Origin of the sequence: Brevundimonas sp. (assembly GCF_051860745.1) — a bacterium.
GTDB lineage: Bacteria > Pseudomonadota > Alphaproteobacteria > Caulobacterales > Caulobacteraceae > Brevundimonas.
In genome coordinates this window covers 1-25,131 of record NZ_JBHYDN010000012.1, presented here as the reverse complement: position 1 = coordinate 25,131, position 25,131 = coordinate 1, and the positions used below count along the sequence as shown (strand labels likewise).

25 protein-coding genes are annotated in these 25,131 nt (G+C 67.8%); 8 read left to right on the top strand and 17 right to left on the bottom strand.

Annotated features, from left to right (window positions below; genetic code table 11):
• Nucleotides 1–10: 10 nt before the first annotated feature.
• Nucleotides 11–448: a surface-adhesin E family protein gene (locus tag ACTIEW_RS12565; protein WP_439478243.1), complete on the top strand. Its 438-nt coding sequence runs from the start codon at nt 11–13 to the stop codon at nt 446–448.
• Between the two features lie 3 nt (nt 449–451).
• Here the strand turns inward: ACTIEW_RS12565 and gyrB are convergent, their stop codons facing one another.
• The 11 genes from gyrB to ACTIEW_RS12510 form a co-directional block, all read right to left on the bottom strand.
• Nucleotides 452–2,914 (bottom strand): DNA topoisomerase (ATP-hydrolyzing) subunit B, encoded by a 2,463-nt coding sequence (gyrB, locus tag ACTIEW_RS12560; RefSeq protein WP_439478242.1) that lies wholly within the window; start codon nt 2,912–2,914, stop codon nt 452–454.
• A 161-nt stretch (nt 2,915–3,075) separates the two neighbouring features.
• On the bottom strand, nt 3,076–3,402 hold the full coding sequence (locus tag ACTIEW_RS12555; protein WP_439478241.1) for a type II toxin-antitoxin system RelE/ParE family toxin: 327 nt from the start codon (nt 3,400–3,402) through the stop codon (nt 3,076–3,078).
• Nucleotides 3,399–3,629, bottom strand: a complete 231-nt coding sequence (locus ACTIEW_RS12550) for a ribbon-helix-helix domain-containing protein (RefSeq protein ID WP_439478240.1) — start codon at nt 3,627–3,629, stop codon at nt 3,399–3,401. The genes ACTIEW_RS12555 and ACTIEW_RS12550 overlap by 4 nt, the downstream gene beginning before the upstream one ends.
• Before the next feature lie 48 nt (nt 3,630–3,677).
• Nucleotides 3,678–4,802 (bottom strand): DNA replication/repair protein RecF, encoded by a 1,125-nt coding sequence (gene recF / locus ACTIEW_RS12545; protein WP_439478239.1) that lies wholly within the window; start codon nt 4,800–4,802, stop codon nt 3,678–3,680.
• Nucleotides 4,803–4,862: 60 nt separating this feature from the next.
• Nucleotides 4,863–5,147 (bottom strand): GIY-YIG nuclease family protein, encoded by a 285-nt coding sequence (locus ACTIEW_RS12540; protein WP_439478238.1) that lies wholly within the window; start codon nt 5,145–5,147, stop codon nt 4,863–4,865.
• Nucleotides 5,148–5,215: 68 nt separating this feature from the next.
• Nucleotides 5,216–6,334, bottom strand: coding sequence for a DNA polymerase III subunit beta (dnaN, locus tag ACTIEW_RS12535; protein WP_439478237.1), 1,119 nt, complete (start codon nt 6,332–6,334; stop codon nt 5,216–5,218).
• A 194-nt stretch (nt 6,335–6,528) separates the two neighbouring features.
• Complete coding sequence (gene dnaA, locus ACTIEW_RS12530; protein ID WP_439478236.1) at nt 6,529–7,971, bottom strand: chromosomal replication initiator protein DnaA; 1,443 nt, start codon at nt 7,969–7,971, stop codon at nt 6,529–6,531.
• A gap of 461 nt (nt 7,972–8,432) precedes the next feature.
• Complete coding sequence (gene rpsT, locus ACTIEW_RS12525) at nt 8,433–8,702, bottom strand: 30S ribosomal protein S20 (protein WP_439478235.1); 270 nt, start codon at nt 8,700–8,702, stop codon at nt 8,433–8,435.
• 366 nt (nt 8,703–9,068) lie between these two features.
• On the bottom strand, nt 9,069–9,857 hold the full coding sequence (locus ACTIEW_RS12520; RefSeq protein ID WP_439478234.1) for an enoyl-CoA hydratase-related protein: 789 nt from the start codon (nt 9,855–9,857) through the stop codon (nt 9,069–9,071).
• 197 nt (nt 9,858–10,054) lie between these two features.
• A complete protein-coding gene (gene mutM / locus ACTIEW_RS12515) occupies nt 10,055–10,918 on the bottom strand; it encodes a bifunctional DNA-formamidopyrimidine glycosylase/DNA-(apurinic or apyrimidinic site) lyase (RefSeq protein WP_439478233.1) in 864 nt (287 codons plus the stop codon).
• A gap of 110 nt (nt 10,919–11,028) precedes the next feature.
• Complete coding sequence (locus ACTIEW_RS12510) at nt 11,029–11,487, bottom strand: c-type cytochrome (protein WP_439478232.1); 459 nt, start codon at nt 11,485–11,487, stop codon at nt 11,029–11,031.
• Nucleotides 11,488–11,624: 137 nt separating this feature from the next.
• On the opposite strand from ACTIEW_RS12510, the gene ACTIEW_RS12505 reads away from it, so the two are divergent.
• The 4 genes from ACTIEW_RS12505 to ACTIEW_RS12490 all read left to right on the top strand — a co-directional run bounded on the left by ACTIEW_RS12505 (nt 11,625) and on the right by ACTIEW_RS12490 (nt 16,759).
• On the top strand, nt 11,625–13,682 hold the full coding sequence (locus ACTIEW_RS12505) for an OPT family oligopeptide transporter (RefSeq protein WP_439478231.1): 2,058 nt from the start codon (nt 11,625–11,627) through the stop codon (nt 13,680–13,682).
• Nucleotides 13,683–13,684: 2 nt separating this feature from the next.
• Nucleotides 13,685–14,056 (top strand): TonB family protein, encoded by a 372-nt coding sequence (locus ACTIEW_RS12500; protein WP_439478230.1) that lies wholly within the window; start codon nt 13,685–13,687, stop codon nt 14,054–14,056.
• A 138-nt stretch (nt 14,057–14,194) separates the two neighbouring features.
• Complete coding sequence (gene typA, locus ACTIEW_RS12495) at nt 14,195–16,024, top strand: translational GTPase TypA (protein WP_439478229.1); 1,830 nt, start codon at nt 14,195–14,197, stop codon at nt 16,022–16,024.
• A gap of 216 nt (nt 16,025–16,240) precedes the next feature.
• Nucleotides 16,241–16,759 (top strand): superoxide dismutase, encoded by a 519-nt coding sequence (locus ACTIEW_RS12490; protein ID WP_439478228.1) that lies wholly within the window; start codon nt 16,241–16,243, stop codon nt 16,757–16,759.
• 71 nt (nt 16,760–16,830) lie between these two features.
• Here ACTIEW_RS12490 and ACTIEW_RS12485 read toward each other — a convergent pair whose 3' ends face one another.
• Nucleotides 16,831–17,085: a GlsB/YeaQ/YmgE family stress response membrane protein gene (locus tag ACTIEW_RS12485; RefSeq protein WP_439478227.1), complete on the bottom strand. Its 255-nt coding sequence runs from the start codon at nt 17,083–17,085 to the stop codon at nt 16,831–16,833.
• A gap of 192 nt (nt 17,086–17,277) precedes the next feature.
• On the opposite strand from ACTIEW_RS12485, the gene ACTIEW_RS12480 reads away from it, so the two are divergent.
• On the top strand, nt 17,278–17,655 hold the full coding sequence (locus ACTIEW_RS12480) for a helix-turn-helix domain-containing protein (RefSeq protein ID WP_292026106.1): 378 nt from the start codon (nt 17,278–17,280) through the stop codon (nt 17,653–17,655).
• Between the two features lie 103 nt (nt 17,656–17,758).
• Nucleotides 17,759–18,544, top strand: a complete 786-nt coding sequence (gene hisN, locus ACTIEW_RS12475; RefSeq protein WP_439478226.1) for a histidinol-phosphatase — start codon at nt 17,759–17,761, stop codon at nt 18,542–18,544.
• Nucleotides 18,545–18,590: 46 nt separating this feature from the next.
• Here the strand turns inward: hisN and ACTIEW_RS12470 are convergent, their stop codons facing one another.
• The 3 genes from ACTIEW_RS12470 to ACTIEW_RS12460 all read right to left on the bottom strand — a co-directional run bounded on the left by ACTIEW_RS12470 (nt 18,591) and on the right by ACTIEW_RS12460 (nt 21,607).
• Nucleotides 18,591–19,646, bottom strand: coding sequence for an alpha/beta hydrolase (locus tag ACTIEW_RS12470; protein WP_439478225.1), 1,056 nt, complete (start codon nt 19,644–19,646; stop codon nt 18,591–18,593).
• Nucleotides 19,643–20,554 (bottom strand): class I SAM-dependent methyltransferase, encoded by a 912-nt coding sequence (locus ACTIEW_RS12465; protein WP_439478224.1) that lies wholly within the window; start codon nt 20,552–20,554, stop codon nt 19,643–19,645. Before ACTIEW_RS12465 ends, ACTIEW_RS12470 begins: the two co-directional genes overlap by 4 nt.
• A gap of 219 nt (nt 20,555–20,773) precedes the next feature.
• Nucleotides 20,774–21,607, bottom strand: a complete 834-nt coding sequence (locus tag ACTIEW_RS12460) for a class I SAM-dependent methyltransferase (protein WP_439478223.1) — start codon at nt 21,605–21,607, stop codon at nt 20,774–20,776.
• Nucleotides 21,608–21,877: 270 nt separating this feature from the next.
• Between ACTIEW_RS12460 and ACTIEW_RS12455 the strand changes: the two genes are divergently transcribed.
• Entirely contained in the window at nt 21,878–22,354 is a 477-nt protein-coding gene (locus ACTIEW_RS12455) for an Hsp20 family protein (RefSeq protein WP_439478222.1), read from the top strand.
• Nucleotides 22,355–22,452: 98 nt separating this feature from the next.
• On the opposite strand, the gene ACTIEW_RS12450 is transcribed toward ACTIEW_RS12455, so the two are convergent.
• Nucleotides 22,453–23,685 carry a pentapeptide repeat-containing protein gene (locus ACTIEW_RS12450; RefSeq protein WP_439478221.1) on the bottom strand — a complete coding sequence of 411 codons (1,233 nt, stop codon included), beginning with the start codon at nt 23,683–23,685 and terminating at the stop codon, nt 22,453–22,455.
• Complete coding sequence (locus ACTIEW_RS12445) at nt 23,682–24,956, bottom strand: pentapeptide repeat-containing protein (protein ID WP_439478220.1); 1,275 nt, start codon at nt 24,954–24,956, stop codon at nt 23,682–23,684. Before ACTIEW_RS12445 ends, ACTIEW_RS12450 begins: the two co-directional genes overlap by 4 nt.
• Between the last annotated feature and the right edge of the window lie 175 nt (nt 24,957–25,131).

The window sequence follows — 25,131 nt, the reverse complement described above, 5'->3', positions numbered from 1 at the left end:
GGAGATCATCGTGAAACATTTTCTGGGCGGACTGATTGTTCTGGGCCTGTGCGCGGCGCCGGCCGCGGCCGAGACCTGGCATCCGTATTCGAGGAGCACGGGCAGCGTCTTCATGGCCGACGTCGACAGCATTGTGGTCAATGGCGAGATCACCAGCGTCCTGGTGGCGACCGTGGCGCGGACCGGCGACGCCGGCGACTACAGCCATACGATCGAGACGTTCGAGTTCCAGTGCGGTTCGAACAGCAAATGGCGCACCGCGGGCATGGTCGAATACGGCCCTGATGGCGAGGAAATGGGCCGCTATCCCGAAGAGGGCGCGGAGTGGGAGTCCATCCGCCCGAACACCTCGCCGGACTATCTGGAGCAGATCGTCTGCGACGGGTCGCGCGCCCAGCCGCCGATCTGGCCGACGGTCAGGGCATTCGTCGACGCCGGGCGGGGCTGATCGTCAGGCGTCGACCGCCGCATCCAGCGCATTCGCCTGAATGAACTCGCGGCGCGGCTCGACCACGTCGCCCATCAGTTTGGCGAACAGGTCGGACGCGTCTTCCTGATGCTCGACCTGCACCTTCAGCAGGGTGCGGGCGTTGGCGTCCAAGGTGGTCTCCCACAGCTGTTCCGGGTTCATCTCGCCCAGACCCTTGTAGCGCTGGATGGCGATGCCCTTCTTGCCGGCGTCGAGAACCGCCTCAAGCAGGTCGAGCGGACCGCGGACGGTGACGGTCTTGTCCTTGCGGCGGAAGATGGCCGGCTTGTCGAACAGGCCGTCGAAGGCGGCCGAGCGTTCGGCCAGGCGGCGGGCGTCCAGTGAGCGGATCAGGGCCTCTTCCAGCACGATGCGCTCGGTGACGGCGCGGCGCACGCGTTCGAAGGCCACGGCTCCCTGCGCGCCCGGTTCGCCGGTCCAGTCGCCGTCGCCTTCTTCGGCGTAGAGGTTGAGGCGGGCGGCGGCCGCTGACGGGTCGGAGCTCGTCTCGTCGAACAGGCCGGCGAGGGCCGACTGCTCGATGGCGAAGGCCGGGGCGCGTTGCGACAGACGATCAACGCCGGCCTTGAAGGCCTTGGCCTCGCGGACGAGAGATTGCAGGTCCAGGCCGGTGCGGCGCTCGCCGGTCGGCAGATCCAGTTCGGCCTCTGACGAACCTTCCTCGATGAGGTAGGCGTCCATCTCGGACTGGTCCTTGAGGTAGCGCGACTGCTTGCCCTTGGAGACCTTGTAGAGCGGCGGCTGGGCGATATAGACGTGCCCGCGCTCGATCAGCTCGGGCATCTGGCGATAGAAGAAGGTCAGCAGCAGGGTCCGGATGTGGGCGCCGTCGACGTCGGCGTCGGCCATCAGGATGATCTTGTGATAGCGCAGCTTGTCGGCGTTGAAGTCGTCACGGCCGATGCCGGTGCCGAGCGCCAGAATGAGCGTGCCGATCAGTTCGGACGACAGCATCCGGTCGAAGCGGGCGCGCTCGACATTGAGGATCTTGCCGCGCAGGGGCAGGACGGCCTGGTTCTCGCGATTGCGGGCCTGTTTGGCCGAGCCGCCGGCGGAATCGCCCTCGACGATGAACAGTTCGGACTTGGCCGGATCGCGTTCCTGACAGTCGGCCAGCTTGCCGGGCAGGGAGGCCATGTCCATCGACGTCTTGCGCCGGGTCAGGTCGCGGGCCTTGCGCGCGGCCTCGCGGGCGGCGGCGGCCTCGATGATCTTGGCGACGACCAGTCTGGCCTCGACCGGATGTTCCTCGAACCAGGTCGACAGGCCTTCGGAGCACAGACCCTCAACGGCCGGGCGGACCTCGGACGAGACCAGCTTGTCCTTGGTCTGGGAGCTGAATTTCGGGTCCGGCACCTTGACCGACAGGACGCAGGTCAGGCCCTCGCGGGCGTCCTCGCCGGAGACCGAAACCTTCTCCTTCTTCGCCGCCCCGGCGGCGTCGATATAGCCGCCCATGACGCGGGTCAGGCTGGCGCGGAAGGCCGAGAGGTGGGTGCCTCCATCCCGCTGAGGGATGTTGTTGGTGAAGCACAGCATGGTCTCGTGGTAGCTGTCGTTCCACCACAGGGCGAGATCGATCTCGATCCCCTCCTTCTTGCCGCGGATGACGATGACGTCCTTGAGGATGGGCGTCTTGGACTTGTCCAGGTGGCGCACGAAGGCCTCGACCCCGCCCTCGTAGTGCAGGATTTCCTCGAATTTCTCGGCCCCGCGATGGTCCTGCAGCTTGATGACCACGCCCGAGTTGAGGAAGGCGAGTTCGCGCAGCCGATGCTCGAGCGTCTTCAGGTCGAAGTCGATGTGGGCGAAGGTGGTGAGCGAAGGGTAGAAACTCACCTCCGTTCCTGACAGGGGCTGACCGGCCTTGTCACCGTCCGTGCGGATCGGGGCGTCGCCAGTGACCCTCAGGCTCTCGACCGTGTCGCCACGGGCGAACTTCATCTCGTGGCGTTTGCCGTTGCGGTAGATGACCAGTTTGAGCCAGTCGCTGAGGGCGTTGACGACCGAGACGCCGACCCCGTGCAGGCCGCCCGAGACCTTGTAGGAGTTCTGGTCGAACTTACCGCCGGCGTGCAGCTGGGTCATGATGACCTCGGCAGCGGAGACGCCCTCGCCCTCGTGGATGTCGGTGGGGATGCCGCGGCCGTTGTCGGTGACGGTGACCGAACCGTCGGCGTTGAGGATGACCTGGACCAGGTCGGCGTGACCGGCGAGGGCCTCGTCGATGGCGTTGTCGACCACCTCATAGACCATGTGGTGCAGGCCCGAACCGTCGTCGGTGTCGCCGATATACATGCCGGGGCGTTTGCGCACCGCGTCCAGGCCCTTGAGGACCTTGATGGAATCGGCGCCGTAGGCGGCCTCTTCGGCGGTGTCTTCATTGCGCCCAAGGTCGGCGGAATTCGGGGTCTGATCGGTCATATAATCGGTCGGTGAAACGCCCTCTCGGAGGGCCTGTGAAGGCGGCGGCGGGGCCGCCTTGAACGGACGGTTTTCGGGGCGCGAATCCGATCCGCGCCAATGCCCGCAATATATAGGAAATCCGGGCGGAATTGCGAGGAAAAGCGGCCCTCGAAGCGGTGTCAGTCGTTGGCCTGAATCAGGTGTTCGGGAATGTCGCTTTGGGCGTGCAGGACGCGCCAAACGTCGATTCTGTCGGGCCGGCTTTCATAGCAAACGACATAGGGGAATCCGCGAACCGGCCACGTCCGAAGCTCCGGAATACCAACCGACTCGCCAAGTCGGGGCGATCCTATCCCAGAATTGTCTCCGATCCGGTCATACGCCGCCTTGAGGGCGTCGATGAAGCGAAATGCGACTGCATCTCCCGCTTCCTGGATATAGTAGTCCGTCGCATCTTCAGCGTCGCGGATCGCCGATACGCGCGGGATGACGCGCAGGGACTTCACTTGGCGGTTGCGTCCCGCACCCGCTGCCGAAGTCGTTCAAAGTACGCCTCATCCACCGGCTCTCCCGGTCCGGACAGAGCGCCTTCCAGCAGCATGGCGCGTAGGCGTTCGACCTGTTGTTCCTTTCGGACCAGTGAGCGGATGTATTCGCTGCTGGTGCCGAAACCGTTGTCCGCCACCTGATCGTCGATAAACGACTTCAGCGAATCCGGCAGTGAGATGTTCATGGTCGCCATCCGTGAATAATGAGCGAAATGGCAAAAAATGGCAAGAACCTAGGTAAAGCCGCCATCGGCCACCCGCACGAACTGCGCCCGACCGCGCAGGGGGTCGAACAGTTCGGCCTCGGTGCCGGTCAGAAAAGCCTGCAGGCCGAGGGCCTCGATCTCGTCGAACAGGGCGGCTCTCCGGGCTGTGTCGAGGTGGGCTGGGGCCTCGTCGAGGAGCAGAACCGGCGGGGCCGGCTGATCCGCCAGACGGGTGATCTGGGCGAGGATCAGGTTGAGCACCAGCGCCTTCTGTTCGCCCGAGGAGCCTTCGGCGGCGGGGCGGTTCTTGGTGCGGTGCAGGGCGGTCAGGTCGGAGCGGTGCGGGCCGAACAGGGAGCGGCCGGCGGCGGCGTCACGGGCGCGGCTGCGGGCGAGGCCGTCGCGGAGGACGGCGGCGATGGTTTCCGGACCCGCGCCCGCCGCCGCCATGGCCTCGGCCTCGCCGGTCAGGCCGAGGTCGGCCTGGGGGAAGGGGCGGTCGTTGCGGGCGTCGATGGCGGCCTGGAGGGTGGTCAGGGCGGCGGCGCGGGCCAGGGCGGCCTCGGCCCCCGCCTCGCCGAGGCGCAGTTCGAGGGCGTCGAGCCAGAGCGGGTCGGCGGCGCGGCCTTCGGCCCCCTCGGTCAGCAGCCGCAGCCGCTCGCGCAGGGCCTTTTCATAGGCCGAGACCGAGGCGGCGTGGGCGGGATCGGCGGCGAACACCAGCCGGTCGAAGAATTTCAGCCGCGCGGCGCGGGCGTCGGAGAACAGCCGGTCCTGTTCGGGCGTGGCCCAGACGGGGCGGAGATGGTCGAGCAACCGGCCGGGCTGGGCCGTCTCGCCGTCGATGCGGACGATGCGGCGGGCGGCGCCGGGGGACTGGACGCCGGTGCCGAGTCTCGTTTCGTCGTCGCCATCGGTGAGGACGGCGGCGACGGCCCAGGCCCGGCCGGTCGCCTCGCCGGGTTCGCGCCGGCCCATCTCGGGGGCCGTGGCGCCGCGCAGGCCGCGGCCGGGGGTGAACAGGCTGAGGGCCTCGAGCAGATTGGTCTTGCCCGCGCCGTTGGGGCCGTAGAGCACAACGGCGCCCGCCGCGATCGGCAGGGTGGCGGCCGCGTAGGAGCGGAAGTCGGTGAGGGTGAGGGACTGGATCAAATTTTTCCGCTCATCCCGGCGAAAGCCGGGACCCAGTCCTTTCGCAAGAACGCAGGCGGTTCAGAAGAGCTTTTCGAACAGGTCTGTCCACCCGGGGTTGGTTCGCTCGATCATTTCCAGCTTCCAGATCCGTTTCCATTCCTTGATCTGGCGCTCCCGAACGAAGGCGGCGTGACGGCTCTCGTGGACCTCGAACCAGACCAGAATCGCGACGCCATAGTTGGCGGTGAACCCGTCGCGCCGCTTCTCGCGGTGTTCGATAATCCGCTTGATCAGGTTGTCGGTCGAGCCGGTGTAGAGGGTCCCGTTCCGGCGACTGGCGATAATGTAGGTGAAGAACGCCAACCGGAACCTCCGTACCTAACGAAAGCACTGGGTCCCGGCTTTCGCCGGGATGAGCGGAACCTAGAAAATCACACCCGCAGCGGCATCAGCACATACTGCACGCCCGGATCGCCCGGATCGAGCACCAGGGTCGGACTGGCCGGGTCGGCGAATTTGAAGTGGGCGGTTTCGCCGGTGATCTGGCCGGCGACGTCGAGCAGATAGCGGGCGTTGAAGCCGATCTCGAAGGGCTCCTCGGAATAGCCGATCTCGACCTCCTCGACCCCCTGCCCGGCCTCCATGTTGCGCACCGTCAGGGTGACGCGATCCAGCTCGAAGGCCAGTTTCACCGACCGACTCTTCTCGGCCGAGATGGTGGCGACGCGGTCGACGGCCTGGGCGAACAGGGTGTTGTCGATGTCGGCCTGTTTGTCGTTCCCCTTGGGGATGACCCGCATATAGTCGGGGAAGGCGCCGTCGATCACCTTGGAGGTCAGGCTGGCTTGGCCGAATTCGAAGCGGATCTTCTGCGGGCTGACCATGACCTCGACCGGGCCGGAGCCGTCGTCGAGCAGGCGGCGGACCTGGTCGATGGTCTTGCGCGGGACGATAACGCCGGGGCCGCCGGCGGCGCCCTCGGGGGCGGGCATTTCGGCGAGCGCCAGACGGTGGCCGTCGGTGGCCACCGCGCGCAGCAGGGGAATGCCGGCCTCGGCCACCGTGTGCAGGTACAGACCGTTCAGATAGTAGCGCGTCTCCTCCGTCGAGACAGCGAACCGGGTCTTGTCGATCAGCCGGGCCAGGTCTTCCTTGGGCAGGGAGAAACGCGTGCCCGAGGTGTCGGTCGACATCACCGGAAAGTCGCCAGCCGGCAGGACCGGCAGGTTGAATTTCGAGCGGCCGGCCTGGACCACCAGCCGCGGGTCGTCGCCGTTGTAGCTCAGCGAGACCTCGGCCCCCTCGGGCAGCTTGCGGACGATTTCGTACAGGGTGTGGGCCGGGGCGGTGATCTGGCCCTCGACATTCACTTGGGCCTCGGCCTCGTCGACCATCTCCATGTCGAGGTCGGTGGCGGCGAAGCTGAGCTTGTCGCGTCCGGCGCTGAGCAGGACGTTGGACAGGATGGGGATGGTGTTGCGGCGCTCGACGACGCTCTGCACGTGGCCGAGGGCCTTGAGGAGCGCGGATCGTTCGATGGTCAGTTGCATGTGGTTTCGCCCGCCGGCAGCGACTCACAAGCCGCCGCAAAGAGTTAGGGCTATGGACACTAGCGGATTGGCGGGGCGGGGCAAGGAAGGGGCGAGGGTCGAGGGGCGAGGGCGAGGACGGATGCGGAGGGACGTGTGGATAAACCCCGACCCGGGCGACCGGCTCGGTTTTCCTTCCCCCTCGCCCCTCGTCCCTAACCCCTCAGCTTCCTCGTCAGCGTCTCGACATCCCGCGCGATCTGGTCGTCGAGCCCGATCAATTCCTCGATCTTGCGCACGCCGTGAAGGACCGTGGTGTGGTCCCGCCCGCCGAAGCGGCGGCCGATGTCGGGGTAGGACCGGGTCGTGTGCTGTTTGCACAGCCACATGGCGATCTGGCGCGGACGGGCGACGGCGCGGGTGCGGCGCTCGGACAGCAGGTCGGCCTGTTTGAGGCTGAAGTGGTCGGCGACGGTCTTCTGGATTTCGTCGACGGTGATGCGGCGTTCGGGGCCGCCGCGCAGGGCCGAGCCGAGCAGGGTCTGGACCTCGTCGACGCCGAGGGTCGACAGGCGGCCTCCGGCGACGGCGGCGAGGGTGTTCACGGCGCCTTCCAGTTCGCGCATCGAGCCGGGCGTGCGGTCAACCAGATGCTCCAGCACCTCGGCCTGGGCCTCGCCGGAGACGACGCCGAGCTTGGCGAGGGCCTCGATCCGGTTGCGAGCCACGGCCAGTTTCAGGGCGCGGTCGGCGGGTTCGACCGGGCAGGTCAGGCCCGAGGCCAGATGGCTGCGCAGGCGCGGCTCGACCTCGGTCAGGGCCATGGGCGGACGGTCGGCCGAAAGGACGATCTTCTTGCCGTCCTCGATCAGGGCCGTCAGCGTCGACAGCAGTTCTTCCTGGGTGCCGGCCTTGCCGCCGACGAACTGGACGTCGTCGATCAGCAGCATGTCAGCGTTGCGCAGACTGTCCTTGAACGCGGCCATGGTGCGATCCTGGGCCGCGCGGACGAAGGTCGACAGGAAGCGTTCGGCGGTCAGATAGACGACCCGGGCGTCCGGGCGGAGGCGCTGGGCCTCCCAGGCGATGGCGTTGAGCAGGTGGGTCTTGCCGTAGCCATAGGGGCCGCAGAAGAAGATCGGGTTGAAATGGCCGTCGGCCCAGGCCGCGGCCTGACGGGCGATGGCCAGGGCGAAGGCGTTGCCCTGCCCTTCCACGAAACTGTCGAAGGTCAGCCGCTCCTGCAGGCCGGCGGCGCGCACGGCGCGGGCGCCGTCGGCGACGGGCGGAACGGTCGCCATGGGCATGGCCAGGGCATGGGATTGGGGCTGGAGCGGGATGACGGCGGCGCCCTCGGCGCGGCCGGCGGCGACCTGGGAGGCCGAGGGGGTCGAGCCCATTTCAGCGCGGCAGCGGACGTCGAGGCGACGCGACAGGCCGTCGAGGCCCAGCCACAGTTCGTTCATGCGGCGCAGGGCGTTCTTGCGCACCCAGTCGCGGGCGTAGGCGGTGGGGGTGACGAGGATCAGCTGGCCGGCGCCGTCGGCCCGCACCGCCGAGGGGGCGATATAGGAGCTGAAGGGTCCCTCGCCGATCTCGCTGCGCAGACGACCTGCCGCCTCGGTCCAGATGCGATCCGGATCCGTCATCCCCGCCATGTGCGCGCTCCCCGTCATCGTCATTGCCACCCTTGGAAACCATCAGCCGGCGCCCTTCGGGAGAGGCCTGAATCCGGGACGACTTCTCCTGTCCCGCGTGGCTGGAGCCTCGCGGGTGGGGTCGAACTCTTGAACAGACGTCTCACGCCGACACGAAAACTGGTTCCGCGCCGCTTTCATTCCGTATGGGAATGGAAGTGCGTCAGCGCCCCGAACTTACCCTCGGGGAGGGGGGCGTCAACGCTGATTCGCGACTCGAATTGCAGTTAAAATTGTTGACTCCGCTAAAGCCAAACACAGTCAACGAAAAACCGTATTTCGCCACAGACGCGAGCGCTGATCCGTCTGGAAACGCTTATTCGCGCACGTGCAAACGGCGAGGGAGCCTTCGCGCCCTCGCCGTTGGAATCGCTGCGTTTTGCCATGACAGCCTTGTGAAAGGCCGTCCGGGCTCCGAAAAATCAGGCGGCGGCCATCTTCTTCAGTTGGGCGGCCAGGCGGCCGACTTTCCGCGAACCCGTGTTCTTGTGAACCACGCCCTTGGACACGGCGCGCATCAGCTCGGACTGGGCCTCGACGAAGGCGGTCTTCGCCGCACCGGCGTCGCCGCCCGTGACGGCTTCCTGGAATTTGCGCAGGAAGGTGCGGACGCGCGTACGGCGCGCCTTGTTCACTTCGGTGCGGGCAGCGATCTTGCGGATCGCTTTCTTGGCGCCGGCATTGTTGGCCATCAGTCAAACCTTACGAACGGAAACGCCGCGGAGCACGGTCCACGGCGGGGAAATCTCGAAGAGCGCGCGGCTATAGCGGAAAGGGGTTGGGGGGTCAACGCGGAGTCCACGCCAAAGCGTCCTTGAGCAGCGTGAAGCAATCCGCGCAGACCCACTCATAGTCCGCACCCTTTATATAGTCTGCGGTGATGGCCCATCCTGCATGCAGGGCTTCAGGCGAGACGGCGGCTTCAGCGAGCCTGTCCCCGCAACCGGCGCAATGGTCGTGATCCCACCCCTCCCGGTACTGTGTGCAGGGCTTGAAGACGAAGGCCTAGCCGCGCAGATGCGCGGCGCTCTGGTATCGCCAATCGTCCTCGATCGCGGTCATTTGCCCGTGAACACCGGCTTCCGCTTCTCCACAAACGCCGCCATCCCCTCCTTCTGATCCTCGAAGGCGAACAGGCTGTGGAACAGGCGGCGTTCGAACTGGACGCCCTGGGTCAGGGTGGTCTCAAGCGCGGCGTTGACCATTTCCTTGTTGGCCATGACCGCGAGCGGGCTTTGCGAGGCGATCTTCGCGGCGATCTTGCGGACCTCCTCCAGCAGGGTGTCGTGCGGGACGACGCGGCTGGCGAGGCCCGCGCGTTCGGCCTCGGCGGCGTCCATCATCCGGGCGGTGAGGACCATGTCCATGGCCTTGGCCTTGCCGACCAGCCGGGTCAGGCGCTGGGAGCCGCCGATGCCGGGGGCGACGCCGAGGTTGATCTCGGGCTGGCCGAATTTGGCCTTTTCGCTGGCGACGATGAAGTCGCACAGCATGGCCAGTTCACAGCCGCCGCCGAGGGCGAAGCCGTTGACCGCGGCGATGATCGGCTTGCGGAAGCGGGTGATGCGGTCGTGGCCGAGGGCGAAGAAATTGCCCGTGTACATCTGGGCATAGGTCTGGTCCTGCATCTCCTTGATGTCGGCGCCGGCGGCGAAGGCCTTGTCGCCCGAGCCGGTCAGGATCAGGCAGCGGACGCTGTCGTCATGCTCGACCGCGTCGAGGAAGTCCGACAGGTCCTTGAACAGGGCCGAGTTGAGCGCATTCAGGGCCTCGGGCCGGTTCAGGGTCACCAGCGCATAGCCGTCGGTGTGGCGCTCGATGAGCAGGGTGGAATAGGTGTCGGCCATGGTGCGCGCTCCGGTGTGTGCGAGCTTTCATACTGACCCGCTCATCCCGGCGAAAGCCGGGACCCAGTGCTTTGGGTGAGCAGTCCCTGGACGATCTCCGCAATGCTTGTCCAAAAACGCGGGCGTCACGCTGGACAGAACTGGGTCCCGGCGTTCGCCGGGATGAGCGGAACGGGGGGATCAAACCCCATCACCCCTCACCTTTTCTGGCAGCTCGGGCACCAGAAGGTCGAGCGGCCGGCCTGGACGGTGCGTTTGACCACGCCGGCGCAGCCCTTTCCGAGACAGGGCTTGCCCTCGCGGCCGTAGACGTCGAAACGGTGCTGGAAATAGCCCTGCCCGCCATCCGCATTGGCGAAATCCTTGAGCGTCGAGCCACCCGCGAGGATGGCTTCGTTGAGGACGTCGCGGACCACGGCGGCAAGGGTCTCGAGACGCGGTCTGGACACCTTGCCGGCGGCGGTCAGGGGCGGGATGCGGGCGCGATAAAGGGCCTCGCAGACATAGATGTTGCCGAGGCCGGCGACGATGCGCTGGTCGAGCAGGCTGACCTTGATGTTCTGCTTCTTGCCCGAGAAGGCCTCGGCGAGATGGGCGCCGGAAAAGCCGTTGCCGAGCGGTTCGGGGCCGAGGGCGGCGAACCACGGATGGGCCTCGACCTCGGCGGTGGGGATCAGACCCATGAAACCGAAGCGGCGGGCGTCGGCGAAGCCCACGCGGGTCGTCGCCCTGCCCTTCACCGCGCACAGGCTGACGTGCTCATGCTTGCCGGCGATGGACGCGGGCTCCTCGAACTCGCCCAGTTGTTCGCCGTCGAGGGTGAAGCGGCCGGTCATGCCGAGGTGGCTGACCCAGGTCTCGCCGGTGGAGAGCGGCATCAGCAGATATTTGGCGCGGCGGTCGATCCGCTCGACGGTCGCCCCCTCGAGCCGTTCGACGAACCGGTCGGGAAAGGGGAAGCGCAGGTCGGGCCGGTTCTGGCGCACCCGCGTCAGACGCGCCCCGGTCAGGACGGGCTCAAGGCCGCGGCGGACGGTTTCGACCTCGGGGAGCTCTGGCACAGGTTCTAGGGACTAGGTTCTAGGGGTTAGGGTGAGGAGGAGCCTGACGTTCCGGCCGGAGATCATAGGGCGCGACCTTCCCTAATCCCTAATCCCTAGTCCCTCATCCCTCAGCCCGCCTTGTACCCGTCGTGACACGACTGGCAGCTGGCGCGCACGACGGCCCATTGGGCGGCAAAGGCGGCGGCGTCCTCGCCTCCGGCCAGTTCCGCCAGCCGGTCGGCGGCGACGACATAGTCGGCGGCCTTTGCTTCAAAGCCGGCCCGGTCGCTCCAGATCTCGGGTTTGGCGTTGGTCCGCACCCCCGCCTCGGCCCCGCTGCCGGCGGGGAACATGGCGGGCACGGCGTGGGCCCAGCGCGACAGGGCGCGGCTCGGGAAGCGCTGGCTGGCGGTTGGCTGGCCGGCGTCGATCGCCGCCTTGATGGAGCCCATGGCCACGCCCGACAGCATCATGGCCGCCTGACGGGCCTCGACGATATCCGCCGCCGGCGTGCGCGCGCCCTGGGCGCTGGCCCCGCCGCCGAGGCACAGCAGGCCGATCACTGTCGCCGTCATGATCCGCTTCATGGTGTCTCTTCCTGTTTGGAGCGAGGCTCTGACGGGGCGGAGCAGGTGTCAATGTGGGAGTGGCCGGCAATGACTACCCCCCTAGCCACCCGACCGCTTTCCGGCTTACCTCCGCCCAACGAGGGAGAGGAACCCGGATGACCGATATGCCCGCCAGCGCGCCCGTGAGCGGCGTCAAGCGTATGGAACTGACGCTGCGCGCCCTTGTGCTGGGCTGTCTGCTGGCCGTCGTGTTCACCGCCGCCAACACCTATCTGGGCCTGAAGGTCGGGCTGACCTTCGCCTCGGCCATCCCGGCGGCGGTCATCTCCATGGCCATCCTGCGGATGTTCAAGACCTCGACCATCTGGGAAAACATGACCGTGCAGACGGTCGCCTCGGTCGGCGGGGCCATGAGCTCGATCATCTTCGTCCTGCCCGGCCTGGTCATGGTCGGCTGGTGGCTGGAGTTCCCGTTCTGGGAGTCGGTGCTGATCTGCGTCTTCGGCGGCGTGCTGGGCGTGACCTTCTCCATCCCCCTGCGCCGCGCCCTGGTAGTCGAGGGCGGGCTGCCCTATCCCGAGGGCGTCGCGGCGGCCGAGGTGCTGACCGTCGGATCGCGCGGGGCGGAACAGACCGAGAGCGCCGTGCGCGAGAACGCGTCGGGCCTGTGGGTCGTGATCACCGGCGCGGTGGTGTCAGCCGGCTACGCCCTGCTGGTCGCGGGCCGGGTGTTCGCGGGCGAGGCGTCGCGGTTCATCAAACTGCCGGCGACGCTGGGCGGCGGCGCCACGGGCATGGGCTTCGGCATGCAGTTCGCGCTTCTGGGCGCCGGTCATCTGATCGGTCTGGCGGTCGGCCTGGCCCAGCTGTTCGGTCTGATCCTGGCCTGGGGCATCGCCGTGCCGATCCTGACCAGCCCCGACACCATCGCTTGGCTGACCGCCAACGGCATTCCGTCGATCGCCACGACGCTGGAGCCCGGCGTCGGTGCGGAAGAGCTGGCCGGCACGGTCTGGAGCCGTGAGGTCCGCTTCATGGGGGCCGGCGTCATCGGCGTGGCCGCCATCTGGACCCTGATCAAACTGGCCGGGCCGCTGATCGGCGGCCTGACCTCGGCCCTCGCCGCCAACCGCCGCCGTCAGGGCGGCGAGGTGCTGGACCGCACCGAGCAGGACATCCCGATCAATATCGTCGCCGGCTTGTCGGTCGCCTGCCTGATCGGCATCGGCTTCATCCTGGCCTGGTTCGCCCAGGGCAATCCGACGCTGGCGGGATCGACCGCCCTGCTGGTGACCGGCGGCCTGATCTATGTGGTCTTCATCGGCTTCGCCGTGGCGGCCATCTGCGGATACATGGCCGGGCTGATCGGCTCGTCGAACAGCCCGGTGTCGGGCGTCGGCATTCTGGCTGTGGTCATCGCCTCGGTGCTGATGCTCGGCGTGCTGGCGCTGGCCGGCCTGCCCGCGGATCCGTCGGTGGTCGCCTTCGCCCTGATCGTGACGGCGATCGTCTTCGCCGTGGCCGTCATCGCCAACGACAACCTTCAGGACCTCAAGACAGGCCAGCTCGTCCAGGCCACGCCGTGGCGGCAGCAGACGGCCCTCATCGTCGGGGTCTTCGCCGGCGCCATCGTCATCCCGCTGATCCTCAACCTGCTGAACAAGGCCTTCGGCTTCGAGGGCGGGCCGGTCGGCATCGCCGACGCGCCACTGGCGGCGCCCCAGGCGACCCTGATCTCGGCCCTGGCGCGCGGCGTCATCGGCGGCGATCTGCGCTGGGACCTGATCGGCATCGGCGCGGCCATCGGCGTGGTGATCATCGTGCTGGACGCCGTGTTGAGCGGCGCGACCAGGGGGAAGATGAAACTGCCGCCGCTGGCCGTGGGCATCGGCTTCTACCTGCCGGCCGCCGTGACCACGATGCTGGTGGTCGGCGCCGTGTGCGGCTGGATCTACGACAAGGCGATCAAGGGGACCCGGTTCGCCGACGTCGGCCGGCGCATGGGCGTGCTGCTGGCCTCGGGCCTGATTGTCGGCGAGAGCCTATTCCTGGTCATGACGGCCGGGGTCATCGTCTCGACCAACAATGACGCGCCCTTCGCCATGCTGCCCGAGGGCGCGACCTGGCCGGCGATGCTGGCGGGGATCGCCGCCTTCGTGGTGCTGACGCTGATGCTGTACGGCTGGGTTCGCAGCCAGTCGGCGAAAGTCTGAGCATGTCCCTGACCGCCCTCCTCGTCGCGGCAGCGCTGTGGCAAGACCCGCCCTCAGCGCCGCCGCCGGCCGAGGCCGGGAACACGGGCGACATCGCCTGGGTCCGGCGACCAATGCCCGAGTTTCCAGAGCGCGCCGTGCGAGCGCGGGTCTGGACGGGCGAGGCGCGGCTGCGCTGCACCCTGACGGCCGAAGGGCGGTTCGCCGAATGCGAAGTGATCGGGGAGTCCGTTAGCGGGGCCGGGTTCGGGCCGGCCGCGCTTTCCTCCATGCGGCGCGCCCGCTTCCAGTTCGTGGCCGGGGGTCCGCAGCCGGGCGATGCCTATGAAGCGACGCTGCGCTTCTACCTTCCGCCAGAACTTCGCAGCCTATAGGCGCCCTGAAACAGCCCCAAGCGCCGGTCATGCTGGCTTTTCGGCGCGTGCTTCGCTAAGAGGCGCGCGCCTTCCCGCATCTACGCCCTGTCCCAGCGGCCCGCGCTCGCCCGGCCGCCCTGCACGTCTGATAGTCAAATGAATCTGCGCAACGTCGCCATCATCGCCCACGTCGACCACGGCAAGACCACGCTGGTCGACCAGCTCCTGGCCCAGTCGGGCGTGTTCCGAGCCAATGAGGCCCAGTCCGAGCGGGCGATGGATTCCAACGACCAGGAAAAAGAGCGCGGCATCACCATCCTGGCCAAATGCACCTCGGTGCTGTGGCACGGCGAGACGGGCGACACCCGGATCAACATCATCGACACCCCGGGCCACGCCGACTTCGGCGGCGAGGTCGAGCGCATCCTGGGCATGGTGGACGGCTGCGTCCTGCTGGTCGACGCCGAAGAGGGCGTCATGCCCCAGACCAAATTCGTGCTGACCAAGGCGCTGAAGATGGGCCTCAAGCCGATCCTGTGCATCAACAAGGTCGACCGGCCCCACGCCGATCCCGACAAGGTCCACAACGCCGCCTTCGACCTGTTCGCCGCCATCGGCGCCACCGACGAGCAGCTGGACTTCCCGCACATCTACGCCTCGGGTCGGGCCGGCTGGGCGACGATGGATCTGAACCAGCCCAGCGACAATCTGAACGCCCTGTTCGAACTGATCGTCAAACACGTGCCGGAGCCCAAGGTCGTCGCCAACAAGGACAAGCCGTTCCAGATCCTGAACGTGCTGATCGAAAGCGACCCCTTCCTCGGCCGCCTGCTGACCGGCCGCATCGAGAGCGGCAAGGCCGTTCCCGGCATGGCCATCAAGGCCCTGTCGCGCGACGGCAAGACCATCGAACAGGGCCGCATCACCAAGGTGCTGGCCTTCCGCGGCCTGAAGCGCCAGCCGGTGGACGAGGCCGAGGCCGGCGACATCATCGCCATCGCCGGCATGTCCAAGGCCACCGTGGCCGACACCCTGTGCGCCCTGGAAGTCACCGAGGCGCTTCCCGCGCAACCCATCGATCCCCCGACCATCTCCATGACCGTCTCGGTCAACGACAGCCCGCTGGCCGGGCGCGAGGGTGACAAGGTCCAGTCGCGCGTCATCCGCGACCGCCTGCTCAGGGAAGCTGAAGCCAACGTCGCCATCCGGGTCACCGAGACCGGCGGCAAGGACGCCTTCGAGGTCGCCGGCCGCGGCGAACTGCAGCTGGGCGTGCTGATCGAGAACATGCGCCGCGAGGGCTTCGAACTGTCGATTTCGCGTCCGCGCGTGGTTTACCAGACCGGCGAGAACGGCGAGCGGCTGGAGCCGATCGAGGACGTGGTCATCGACGTCGACGACGAATACACCGGCGTGGTTATCGAGAAGCTGTCGGCCCGCAAGGCCGAGCTGAAGGACATGGGCCCCTCGGGCGCCGGCAAGACCCGCCTGACGCTTAAGTCGCCGTCGCGCTCGCTGATCGGCTACCAGGGCGAGTTCCTGACCGACACGCGCGGATCGGGCGTGCTCAACCGCGTGTTCAGCCACTATGAGCCGCACAAGGGCGCCATCGAAGGCCGTCTCAAGGGCGTGCTGGTCTCGAACGGCGACGGCGAGACCGCCGCCTTCGCCCTGTGGAACCTGGAAGACCGCGGCGTTATGTTCGTGGGCGGCGGCGAGAAGACCTACCAGGGCATGATCATCGGCGAGAACGCCCGCTGGGACGATCTCGACGTCAATCCGATGAAGGCCAAGGCGCTGAACAACATCCGCGCCTCGGGCAAGGACGAAGCCGTTCGCCTGACCCCGCCGCGCCGTCCGTCGCTGGAACAGGCCATCGCCTATATCGAGGAAGACGAACTGGTCGAGGTCACGCCCAAGTCGATCCGCCTGCGCAAGGCCGTGCTGAACCCGTCGTTCCGCAAGAAGCGCGTCCGCGAGGAGTAGGAATTCCTGCTGGGCCGCGGTCACAAGGCTCCGCCTTGTGACTGCTACGCGCCGCCCTTCGGGTCGATCCGACGCGGCCTTGTGGCCCCGGGGGCGCCGAAATCGGCCAAACCGGGCGGCGCCAAGGTCATTTCTGGGCGGGCGAAACAAAGCCCTGTCCATCGTGTTAGCCAGTCGGTGCGAGCCCTCCCCGCTCGCTTTGACAAGGCAGACATCATGCGAAAGACCGCACTCCTTACTGGCGTCGCCGGCCTGCTCCTCATGACCGCTCCCGCGTTCGCCCAGGACGGCACGGCCGCGCAGACCCAGGAACCGGCCCCGGCCACCGCCGCCCAGCCCGCGGCTGAGCAGCCCACTCTGACCCTTCAGCCGGGCTCCGACGTCAAGGGCTCGGACGGGTCGGTGCTGGGCCAGCTGGAAGGCGCCCGCAACACCGAGGCCGGCCAGGAGCTGACCGTGCGCGGGGCCGACGGCCAGCTGCGCGGCGTGCCGGTTTCCGGCGGCGTGCGCCAGGACGGCGAAGGCGTCGCGGTCGGCTGGACCAGCGCCCAGTTCTCGGCCGCGCCGTCGATCACCGACACGGCTGCGGATGTGGCCGAACCGGCCGCCCCGCCCATGCCGGACGAAGCCGGCATGGCCCCGCCCACGCCGCCGACCCTGCCGCCAGCCTCGGACCCCGCCGATCCGGCTCCGGTTGAAGGCACGGTCGCCGAGCCTGACGCCCCGGGCGCCTGACACCAGCGCGCCGGACAAGAAAAAGGGCGGCTCCGCGAGGCGCCGCCCTTCGTCGTTCAGCAAGCGAGGCGTTAGCCGCGACGCTTGACCAGCCCCAGCAGGAACAGCAGCAGGACTGCGCCGCCGAAGGCCACCAGAAGGGTGACGAGGTTAAACCCGCCGACCGGCTGTCCCAGCAGGTTCTCGGCGATGAAGCCGCCGATCAGGGCGCCGACGACGCCGACGATCAGATTCGTCACCAGGCCGTGGCTACGGCCCATGACCTTTTCAGCCAGCCAGCCGGCCACGATGCCGATGACGATCCAGCCGATGATTCCCAAGCCCATAGTGTCTCTCCTGACATTCCCAAGCGCGATCGCTCTGTCGCGGTAATGCGCTGGTGCGGCAACGGTTGCGCGTCCGGTCGCAAAACACTGCTCATTGACAATCCCCCGTCACGGGAGCGCGGCATGGTGCTTGCCACTTGAAGGGCGAGCCGTCCCGCTTCGGGACAGCCCGCCAACAAGGGAAATGGGGCCATGGCCACCGATATTGACCTTCACCTGGGCCGCCGCCTGCGCCGTCGCCGGCGTCTTCTGGGCCTGACGCAACAGCAGCTGGCCACCCAGGTCGGCATCCGCTTTCAGCAGATCCAGAAATACGAGTGCGGCGCCAATCGCATCTCGGCCGCCCGTCTGTGGCAGCTGTCCGAGGCGCTGGAATCGCCCGTCAGCTATTTCTACGACGGTCTGGAAGAAGCCATCGAACGCAAAGAGGCGGCCAACCAGGGCGGCGAGATGTTTTCCCGCAAAGAAACCCTCGACCTGATTCAGGCCTACTATCAGCTGGGCGAACGTCCGCGCCGCCGCCTGCTTGACCTTGCCAAGTCGCTGCACGCCGAGGGCGACGCCGCGTAGGGGTGACTGGTGATTGGTGACTGGTGGATTTTGTGCGGTGAAGCTGGCTGTTCGACCTGACAGCCACTAATCACCAGCCACCAGCCACCAGCCACCTGTGCCCATGACCGAGTACGAACTGTTCGCCGTTGATCTGGCCCGCGAGGCCGCCCGCGTCTCCCTGCCGTATTTCCGCGGCGCGTATGAGGAGACGGACAAGGGCGGCCCCGGCGCCTTCGATCCGGTCACCCAGGCCGACCGCGAGGCGGAGGCGGCGATCCGCAGCCTGATCGCGGCCCGCTATCCTGATCATGGCGTCATCGGCGAGGAGTATGGCGAAGACCGGCCGGACGCCGACCACGTCTGGATCCTCGACCCCATCGACGGCACCCGCGCCTTCATCGCCGGCCTGCCGCTGTGGACCAATCTGATCGCCCTGCGCGCTGAAGGCCGGCCGACCGTTGGCGTTATCGCCCAGCCGTATCTGGATGAAATCTTCCTGGGCGGCCCGTCGGGCGCGCGCCTGCTCAAGGGTGGGACGGAGACGCCGCTGGCCGTGCGGCCCTGCCCCCGCCTGACCGACGCGCTCATCGCCACCACCGACCCCGACCTGTTCACCGGCGCCGAATTGGGGGCCTGGACCCAAGTTCGCGCCGCCGCCCGCCTCGCCCGGTTGGGCTGTGACGCCTATGCCTACGCCATGCTGGCCGCGGGCCGGATCGACCTTGTCGCGGAAAGCGGACTGAAGGTCTGGGACTGGTCCGCCCTCGTCCCCGTCATCGAGGCGGCCGGCGGCGAGGTCACCAACTGGCGCGGCGAGACGCCGGACGGCAGCGGTCAGATTCTGGCTGTCGGCGACGTCGCCATCCGCGAGCAGGCTCTGGTGACGCTGAGAAGGGCGGCCCTGTAAGTTCCGCTCTTCCGGGCTTTCGCCGGGATGGGCGGAAATCTCAAATTCAGGCCGCTTCAGTCGGCTCGGACTCGCCGACGGACTCGGGCGCTGCGGGAGCCGCCATCGGGGACAGATCCTCGACCGGCGAGATATAGGCGCCCATGGCGTCGAACTCGTCGAGGAAGACCGCGCGCATGTCGTCGGCCTCCATGATGATCTCGTGCTTGGCCCCGGGAATCTCGACATAGCGGCCCCGGCCGAGGCGTTTGGCGGCCCATTTGTTGGTCTGTTTCCAGACGCGGTCGTCCTCGGCCGCCTGCACGATGGCGACAGGGATGCGCACGGCCTTCAAGGCCTTGGGCTTCAGGGAGCGTTCACCGGCGTCCAGCGCGAAGGCCAGCCAGCCCCAGGTCGGGCCGCCGACCGCCAGGTGCGGGCAGGCGTACAGCTGTTGCCGCCACTGTTCGTAGCGGCTTTCGTCCGAGGTCAGGGCGTCCTTCTCGAAGGTGTGGTCGAACGGATCGTCGGCGTCGTCGAGCACATAGTCCCCGGCCTTGCCGTGACGCAGGTTCCAGCGAACGGCCAGCTTGACTGACCACATCGACCGTTTGCCGGTCTTGATGCGCAGCATGGGGCCGGACAGGATGGCGCCGGCGAACCGGCTCTCGCCGCCCTGCAGCGTCATGAGGTTCAGCGTGCCGCCCATGGAGTGACCGACCATGACCCACGGCTTGGGCGCGCGATCCTCCCAGGCGTCGAGCAGGCGAGCGTAGTCGTCGAGGAACTCCTCGACCGCCCGGGCGTGGCCCTTCAGCCGATCCGGCAGCAGACGGGCGGAAAGGCCCTGACCGCGCCAGTCGTGGGCCAGGACACACCAGCCCCGGGCGAGGAAATTGCCGATGACCTCATAGTATTTCTCGATCGGCTCGGTGCGCCCCGGGCTGACGATCACGGTCCCGCGCGGCTTTTTCGCCACCAGCGTGGACGGGGTCCAGAAGGCGGCGCGCAGGCGCAGGCCGCCGGCGCCGCGGAACCATTCGCCGACGCCACCCGGGGGCGCGGACGCGCCCGGGACCCCCATCAGGGGCGCATTGGCGGCATAGGCGGCGGCTCGGTTCACTCTGGCTTCCTGAATCTCAAGGTCATGCGGTCACTCTCGCCGATCTCGTCGTATTGCGACCGATCGAAGTTCGGATTCGGCGGCGAACCGCGCGGCGCCGTCAACCCCATGGGCGGCAGGGTCTCGACGCCGAACGGATGATCCTTGGTATCCCTTTCATTCGCGTTGATTTCCGAAGCGGCGACGAAGGCGAAGCCCGCTTCCGCCGCCAGCTGTTTCACAAACGCCTCCTGGACGTATCCGTTCGCAGCGGCGGGGTCCTGATCCTCTTCCGGGCCCAGACGATGCTGTTCGATGCCCAGGACGCCCCCGGGACGCAGGGCGGCATAGGCGTCGGCGAAGGCCTTCTCAGCGATTCCGGCGGCCATCCAGGCATGGATGTTGCGCATGAACAGGGCCATGTCGGCCGTGCCCGCAACGGTGACGGGCCCCGAGGTCGGCCCGAAGGCGGCGAGTTCGATCTCGCCGTACAGACGGCGGTCGTTGGTGAACCGCTGCTGGAAAGCCGCCATCAGCGCCACCTGGGACGGATCGGCCCCCGGGCCGGTCTGGAAGCCCGCGGCGACGTATTTGCCCGCGCCCTCGGCGAGGTAGGGGGCGAGGATTTCCGTCCACCATCCGCTGCCCGGCCAGAACTCGACCACCGTCATGCGCGGCTGGAGACCGAAGAACCGCAGAGTCTCCATCGGATGCCGGTCGGCGTCGCGAACCTTGTCCTGGGCGCGCCAGGGACCGGCGACGGCCCATTCCAGCGAACCCTGGGGCGGTCCGTCCGGCGTGGGGGGCGGTTCAGCGGTCTTTTCCTTCCGGCCGCAGGCGGCGAGACCCGCCAGCGTCACGGCCGCGGCGCCCGACAGAACGCTCCGGCGCGACAGCGACAGTCGCCAGTCGTGTCTCAAATTACTCATCCAGATCCCCCGGGGGCCGGTTCTGCACGTTTCGGACCCGCCCCCCGGACCATTTTTGCTTCAGGTCGACTCGACCTGAATCCAAAAAATGGTCCAGATTCACGACGGAGCGAAATCTGAGCCTTGGCGGACTGCGTCCGCCAAGGCCGATTTCGCTCCAGGGCAGGGCTTAACCCTGTTCCCAGGTCCGGTCAAAACGGTTCCGGGCATGGGCGGACATCATCCCGGCTTGCGGAATCGCAGGGTCATGCGGTCGCTTTCGCCGATCGCATCATACTCGGCGCGCTCGGCCTCGGTCAGGGGCGTGGGCCGGTCGGTGGCGTTGTTGGCGCGCGGGGCGCTGGTGCGGACCGGCGGCAGGGTCCAGACGCCGTAGGGATGGTCGTGATCGTCCCTGGGATTGGCGTTCAGCTCGCTGCGGGCGTCGAGCACGAAGCCGGCGGCCTGGGCGGCCCGGATGACATAGCTCTCCGGCATATAGCCGGTCGGAGCGGTGACGTCGGGGTTCAGGCCGTCGACGCTGCGGTGCTGTTCGACGGCCAGAACGCCGCCGGGCTTCAGCGCCTTGAAGAAGGCCTCCAGATATGGGCCGGTCCGCGACGGGTTCGAGCGGTGCCAGTTGTGGAAGGCGCGGGCGACCACGATCATGTCGGCGGTCCCGTCCTCGACGCCCATGCTCTCCAGCGGACGGCTGACCGCCACATAGGTTCCGCCGGTGGCTTCGGCGTATGGCTGCAGGATGGCGCTCCACCAGCCGCCGCGGCCCGGTTCGATCTCCACGATCGTCGCACCGGGGGTCAGGCCCCAGAAGGTCAGGGTCTCGAACGGGTGGCGATAGACGTCGCGCGCCACATCGGCGGCGGGCCGGGCGGCGGAGCCGATGGCGGCCTGGAGGGCCGTGTCTTCCTGCAGCACCGGCGGCGTCATGGCGGCGCGACGGACCGTGCGCTGCGCGGGGGACTCGTCCAGCGTCGGCATGGCAGGCAGGGTCTGGGCGGCGGCCAGGGCCGGCAGGGCCAGCGCGGTCGTCATGACAAGGGCGAGCAGGCGCATCAAAGGTCTCCTGAGCGAATTTCCGGCGAACCCTAAGGAGTCTGGGGCGGGGGGCAAGCCATGACGACCGACAGGCGACAGATTGGCGCGGCGGTCGGGCCCCTTGACGGTTTCAAAGCGCTTCCCACATCGGCTTCGAGGCCGCCGATTTCGGGGCCTCCAGACCGGACGGGGCCGATCATCGGGCCGACCGGACTGAACTCCCACCGCCGGTCCGGGCTTCAAACCGCGGGACCGGTTCAACCTTGCTGATCCTCAGGAGGATGACCCATGCGTACCTATGATTTCACCCCGCTGTACCGCTCCGCCGTCGGCTTCGACCGTCTGGCCGGCCTGCTGGAAAGCGCCGCCGCCACCCGTCAGGAAAACGGCTGGCCGCCCTACAATATCGAGACGACGGGCGAGAACGCCTACCGGATCGAGATCGCGGTCGCCGGCTTCAAGCCCGACGAGCTGACCCTGGAGGTCAAGGAGAACCTGCTCACCGTGACCGGCCGCAAGACGGCCAATGACGAAGCCGGCGGAGAGCGGACCTATCTGCATCGCGGTCTGGCCGAGCGCGACTTCGAGCGCCGGTTCCAGCTGGCCGACTATGTCGTGGTCAAGAGCGCGGACCTGGCCGACGGCCTGCTGTCGGTCGAACTGGCCCGCGAACTGCCTGAGGCGCTGAAGCCGCGCCGCATCGAGATTGGCGTCCCGGCCTCGGCCAAGCCGCTGATCGAAGGCAAGAAATCCAGGGCGGCCTGAGCCCTCACAAAACCCGCCTCAAGCAGCGAGCCTCCGCGAGGCGAACGTAGGCGACTAACCAAGGGGCGGCGTTCGCGTCGCCCCTTTTTCGTGCGCAATCAGGCGGCGATCGCGGCCCGCGACGCGATCGCCTGGCGCTGTTCATCGGTGAGCGAGGCGGCGTCGATCCGGGCTCCCGAAACGTCGGCGCCGTCCAGTCGGGCGCCTTCGAGATCGGCGCCCTCCAGTCGGGCGAAACGAAGATTGGCCTCGATTAGCATGACCGGCATCGAGCGGCCCTTGCCGAGCGCAAGAGCCCCCAGGTTGGCGCCGCGCAGGTCGGCCTTGTTCAGCAGGACGCCGTTGAGGCGTGCGCCCCTGAGGTCCGCCCCGCGCAGATCGCAGCCACGCAGGTCCGACCCTTCCAGCCCCGCGCCCTGAAGACCGACGCCCCTGAGGTCCATTCCGGCGAGACAGGCGTGCCTGGCGCTGAGGCCCGGCATCCGCAGGCCTTTCAGACGGTCGCCCAGCGGGCGCAGATCTTCGCCGTCGAACATGGCCGGCTGACCGAATACGCCGCCACTTTCGGCCCAGGCGTTGGCGTCCAGCGCCTTTTCCGCCAGCCCTTCAGCGCGGGCCTTGGCATCGGCGCTCGGACTGCGGAGCACGCCGGTCATGTCGGTGCGCGTAGTCGTGGCCTTTTCGAACGCCACCCCGGTCAGGATCGCCCCCGTCAGGCGCGCGCCGTCGAGATTGCAGCCGTCCACCGAGGCGTTTTCCAGCATGGCGCCGGTCAGATTGGCGTCCTTCAGATTCGCTCCGGTCAGCATGGCGCCGCGCATCGAACAATCGGAGAAGTCCGCCTTGAGGGCGTTGAGTCCGTCGAAATGGATTCCGTCAAGCGTGGCGCCGACGAAGGTCGCGCCATCGGCGATGCCCTGGCGGGTCTCGTGCCTGACCGCCGCCAGCCCCTTGGTCGCGTGCGGCACGGCGATGACCCCCTCGCGGAAATCGGCGCGGGTGAGGTCGGCGTTCATCAGGCTGGCCCCGCGCAGGCAGGCCCCCCGCAGATCTGCCCGCACCAGCTGGGCGCCGGTGAAGTCCGATCCCCTCAGATCGGCGCAGAACAGCACGGCGCCGTTCATCCGGGCCCCGACGAGCTTGGCGTTTTCGAGCGCGGAGCCGGTGAAGTCGGCCTCGGCCAGATTGCGGCCCGACAGGTCCAGTCCGTTGAGGTCGACGAATTTCAGCATCAGCCGGCGGCCGCCAGGACGGCCCTCAACGAGACGCTCATGCGCCGCCACGAACATATCCAGATCGCCTTGGGAAAGGGACCGGCGAACAAAGGTCATGCAACATCATCCATGAGCTCGAGGCCCCGCGCCCGGCTGGTGATCGCATCGGTCAGATCGGCCTGACGCAGAGAGGCGCCGAACATCACGGCCCGGCTGAGGTCCGCGCTGGTCATGACCGCGCGATTGAGGTCCGCGCCCGAGAGGTCGGTTCCCCGCAGGCAGGCTCCGGTCAGGTCCACGGGCAGCAGTCGGTCGGCGGCGATCATCAACGGTCCCAGCTGGGCGCCGCGCAAATCCGCGCCGTTCAGCCGGGCTCTCGCCAGACGGGCCCCGCGCAGGTCGGCGCCCTTCAGATTGACGGACCGCAGGTCGGCGTCCTCGAGGTGGGCGCCCTGAAGCTGCACTCCTTCCATGTCGAGGCCGTAGAAGACCGCGCCCCGGGCCGACAGGGCCGTCAGATTGTAGCCGTGGATCGACTTCAGGGCGCGCAGGTCGACGCCGTCGAAGACCGAGGGCTGCCCTTGGGCGCCGCCGGTCTCGCACCACTGGGCGTGCTCGGCCAGCATTTCGGCGGCGGGCATCTTGCCGACCGGACTGCCGGAGGATCGTTCGTCGGTCAGGGCGCCGGCCATATTGGCCCCGTCCGTCCGCCACATGGCGATCTTGACGCCGACAAGGACCGCGTCGCGCAGATCGGCTCCAGACAGGTCGGCCCCGGACAGATCAGCGCCAGACAGGTCGGCGCCGCGGAAGCTGGCCTGTTTCAGGTTGGCCCGGACCATCTTGCAGTCCTTCATGATGGCGTCGGAGAAGTCCGCCGCCACGGCCACGATCCCGGTGAGTTTGGAGCGTTCGAGATTGGCCCCGGCGAGGCAGGCGCCCTGGGCCTCGGTCTCGTTGCGCGATTTGGCCTCGACAATCTTGAAGCCCAGTTTGGGGTCGGCGGCGGCGATCGTGCCTTCGCGCAGGTCGGCCTCGAACAGGTCGGCGCCGGTCAGGTCCGCGCCACGCAGGCAGGCGCCGCGCAAATCGGTACGGCGCAGGCTGGCCTCGACCAGCAGGCAGTCCTGCATGTCGGCCCCGAAGAAGGTGGCGTTGTCCAGCTTGGCGCCCGACAGGTCCGTCCCGATCAGGCTGGCGGCGGCGAAATCCGCGTCAGCCAGGTTGCGGCCCTTGAGCGAGAGACCCGAAAGATCGAGCCAGGCGAGGACCGCACGGGCGCCCCCCGGCTTGGCCTGCCACAGGCGGTCGTGCCGGGCGCAGATGGCGTCCAGCTCGGTTTGATCGATGCGCCTTCTGGCGGCTGATTGGGCGGTGTTCCCCGACATGATCCCGATATGGCACGCCTCCACTTAAGGAAGGGTTTGTGGGAACAGCCGAATTGGGCGAGATCAGAGGGACAGCAGACCTTGCTCGGTCAACTCCAAGTCTCGCATCGCGCGGCAAGCCGCTAGAGCGGGACTCGTTCACACGGAACCGTATCCGGAGTTGACGAGGTAGTTG

Coding starts and splice junctions, on each gene's coding strand:
- ACTIEW_RS12510 (WP_439478232.1), bottom strand. CDS start 11,487: ATGAAGCGGATCATGACGGCGACAGTGATCGGCCTGCTGTGCCTCGGC.
- ACTIEW_RS12455 (WP_439478222.1), top strand. CDS start 21,878: ATGCGTACCTATGATTTCACCCCGCTGTACCGCTCCGCCGTCGGCTTC.
- ACTIEW_RS12505 (WP_439478231.1), top strand. CDS start 11,625: ATGACCGATATGCCCGCCAGCGCGCCCGTGAGCGGCGTCAAGCGTATG.
- ACTIEW_RS12520 (WP_439478234.1), bottom strand. CDS start 9,857: ATGGCCGACACCTATTCCACCCTGCTCATCGAGCGCCACACCGACGGC.
- rpsT (WP_439478235.1), bottom strand. CDS start 8,702: ATGGCCAACAATGCCGGCGCCAAGAAAGCGATCCGCAAGATCGCTGCC.
- ACTIEW_RS12485 (WP_439478227.1), bottom strand. CDS start 17,085: ATGGGCTTGGGAATCATCGGCTGGATCGTCATCGGCATCGTGGCCGGC.
- ACTIEW_RS12550 (WP_439478240.1), bottom strand. CDS start 3,629: ATGAACATCTCACTGCCGGATTCGCTGAAGTCGTTTATCGACGATCAG.
- ACTIEW_RS12445 (WP_439478220.1), bottom strand. CDS start 24,956: ATGTCGGGGAACACCGCCCAATCAGCCGCCAGAAGGCGCATCGATCAA.
- ACTIEW_RS12500 (WP_439478230.1), top strand. CDS start 13,685: ATGTCCCTGACCGCCCTCCTCGTCGCGGCAGCGCTGTGGCAAGACCCG.
- ACTIEW_RS12460 (WP_439478223.1), bottom strand. CDS start 21,607: ATGCGCCTGCTCGCCCTTGTCATGACGACCGCGCTGGCCCTGCCGGCC.
- hisN (WP_439478226.1), top strand. CDS start 17,759: ATGACCGAGTACGAACTGTTCGCCGTTGATCTGGCCCGCGAGGCCGCC.
- gyrB (WP_439478242.1), bottom strand. CDS start 2,914: ATGACCGATCAGACCCCGAATTCCGCCGACCTTGGGCGCAATGAAGAC.
- ACTIEW_RS12465 (WP_439478224.1), bottom strand. CDS start 20,554: ATGAGTAATTTGAGACACGACTGGCGACTGTCGCTGTCGCGCCGGAGC.
- typA (WP_439478229.1), top strand. CDS start 14,195: ATGAATCTGCGCAACGTCGCCATCATCGCCCACGTCGACCACGGCAAG.
- dnaA (WP_439478236.1), bottom strand. CDS start 7,971: ATGGCGGGGATGACGGATCCGGATCGCATCTGGACCGAGGCGGCAGGT.
- ACTIEW_RS12490 (WP_439478228.1), top strand. CDS start 16,241: ATGCGAAAGACCGCACTCCTTACTGGCGTCGCCGGCCTGCTCCTCATG.
- dnaN (WP_439478237.1), bottom strand. CDS start 6,334: ATGCAACTGACCATCGAACGATCCGCGCTCCTCAAGGCCCTCGGCCAC.
- ACTIEW_RS12480 (WP_292026106.1), top strand. CDS start 17,278: ATGGCCACCGATATTGACCTTCACCTGGGCCGCCGCCTGCGCCGTCGC.
- ACTIEW_RS12450 (WP_439478221.1), bottom strand. CDS start 23,685: ATGACCTTTGTTCGCCGGTCCCTTTCCCAAGGCGATCTGGATATGTTC.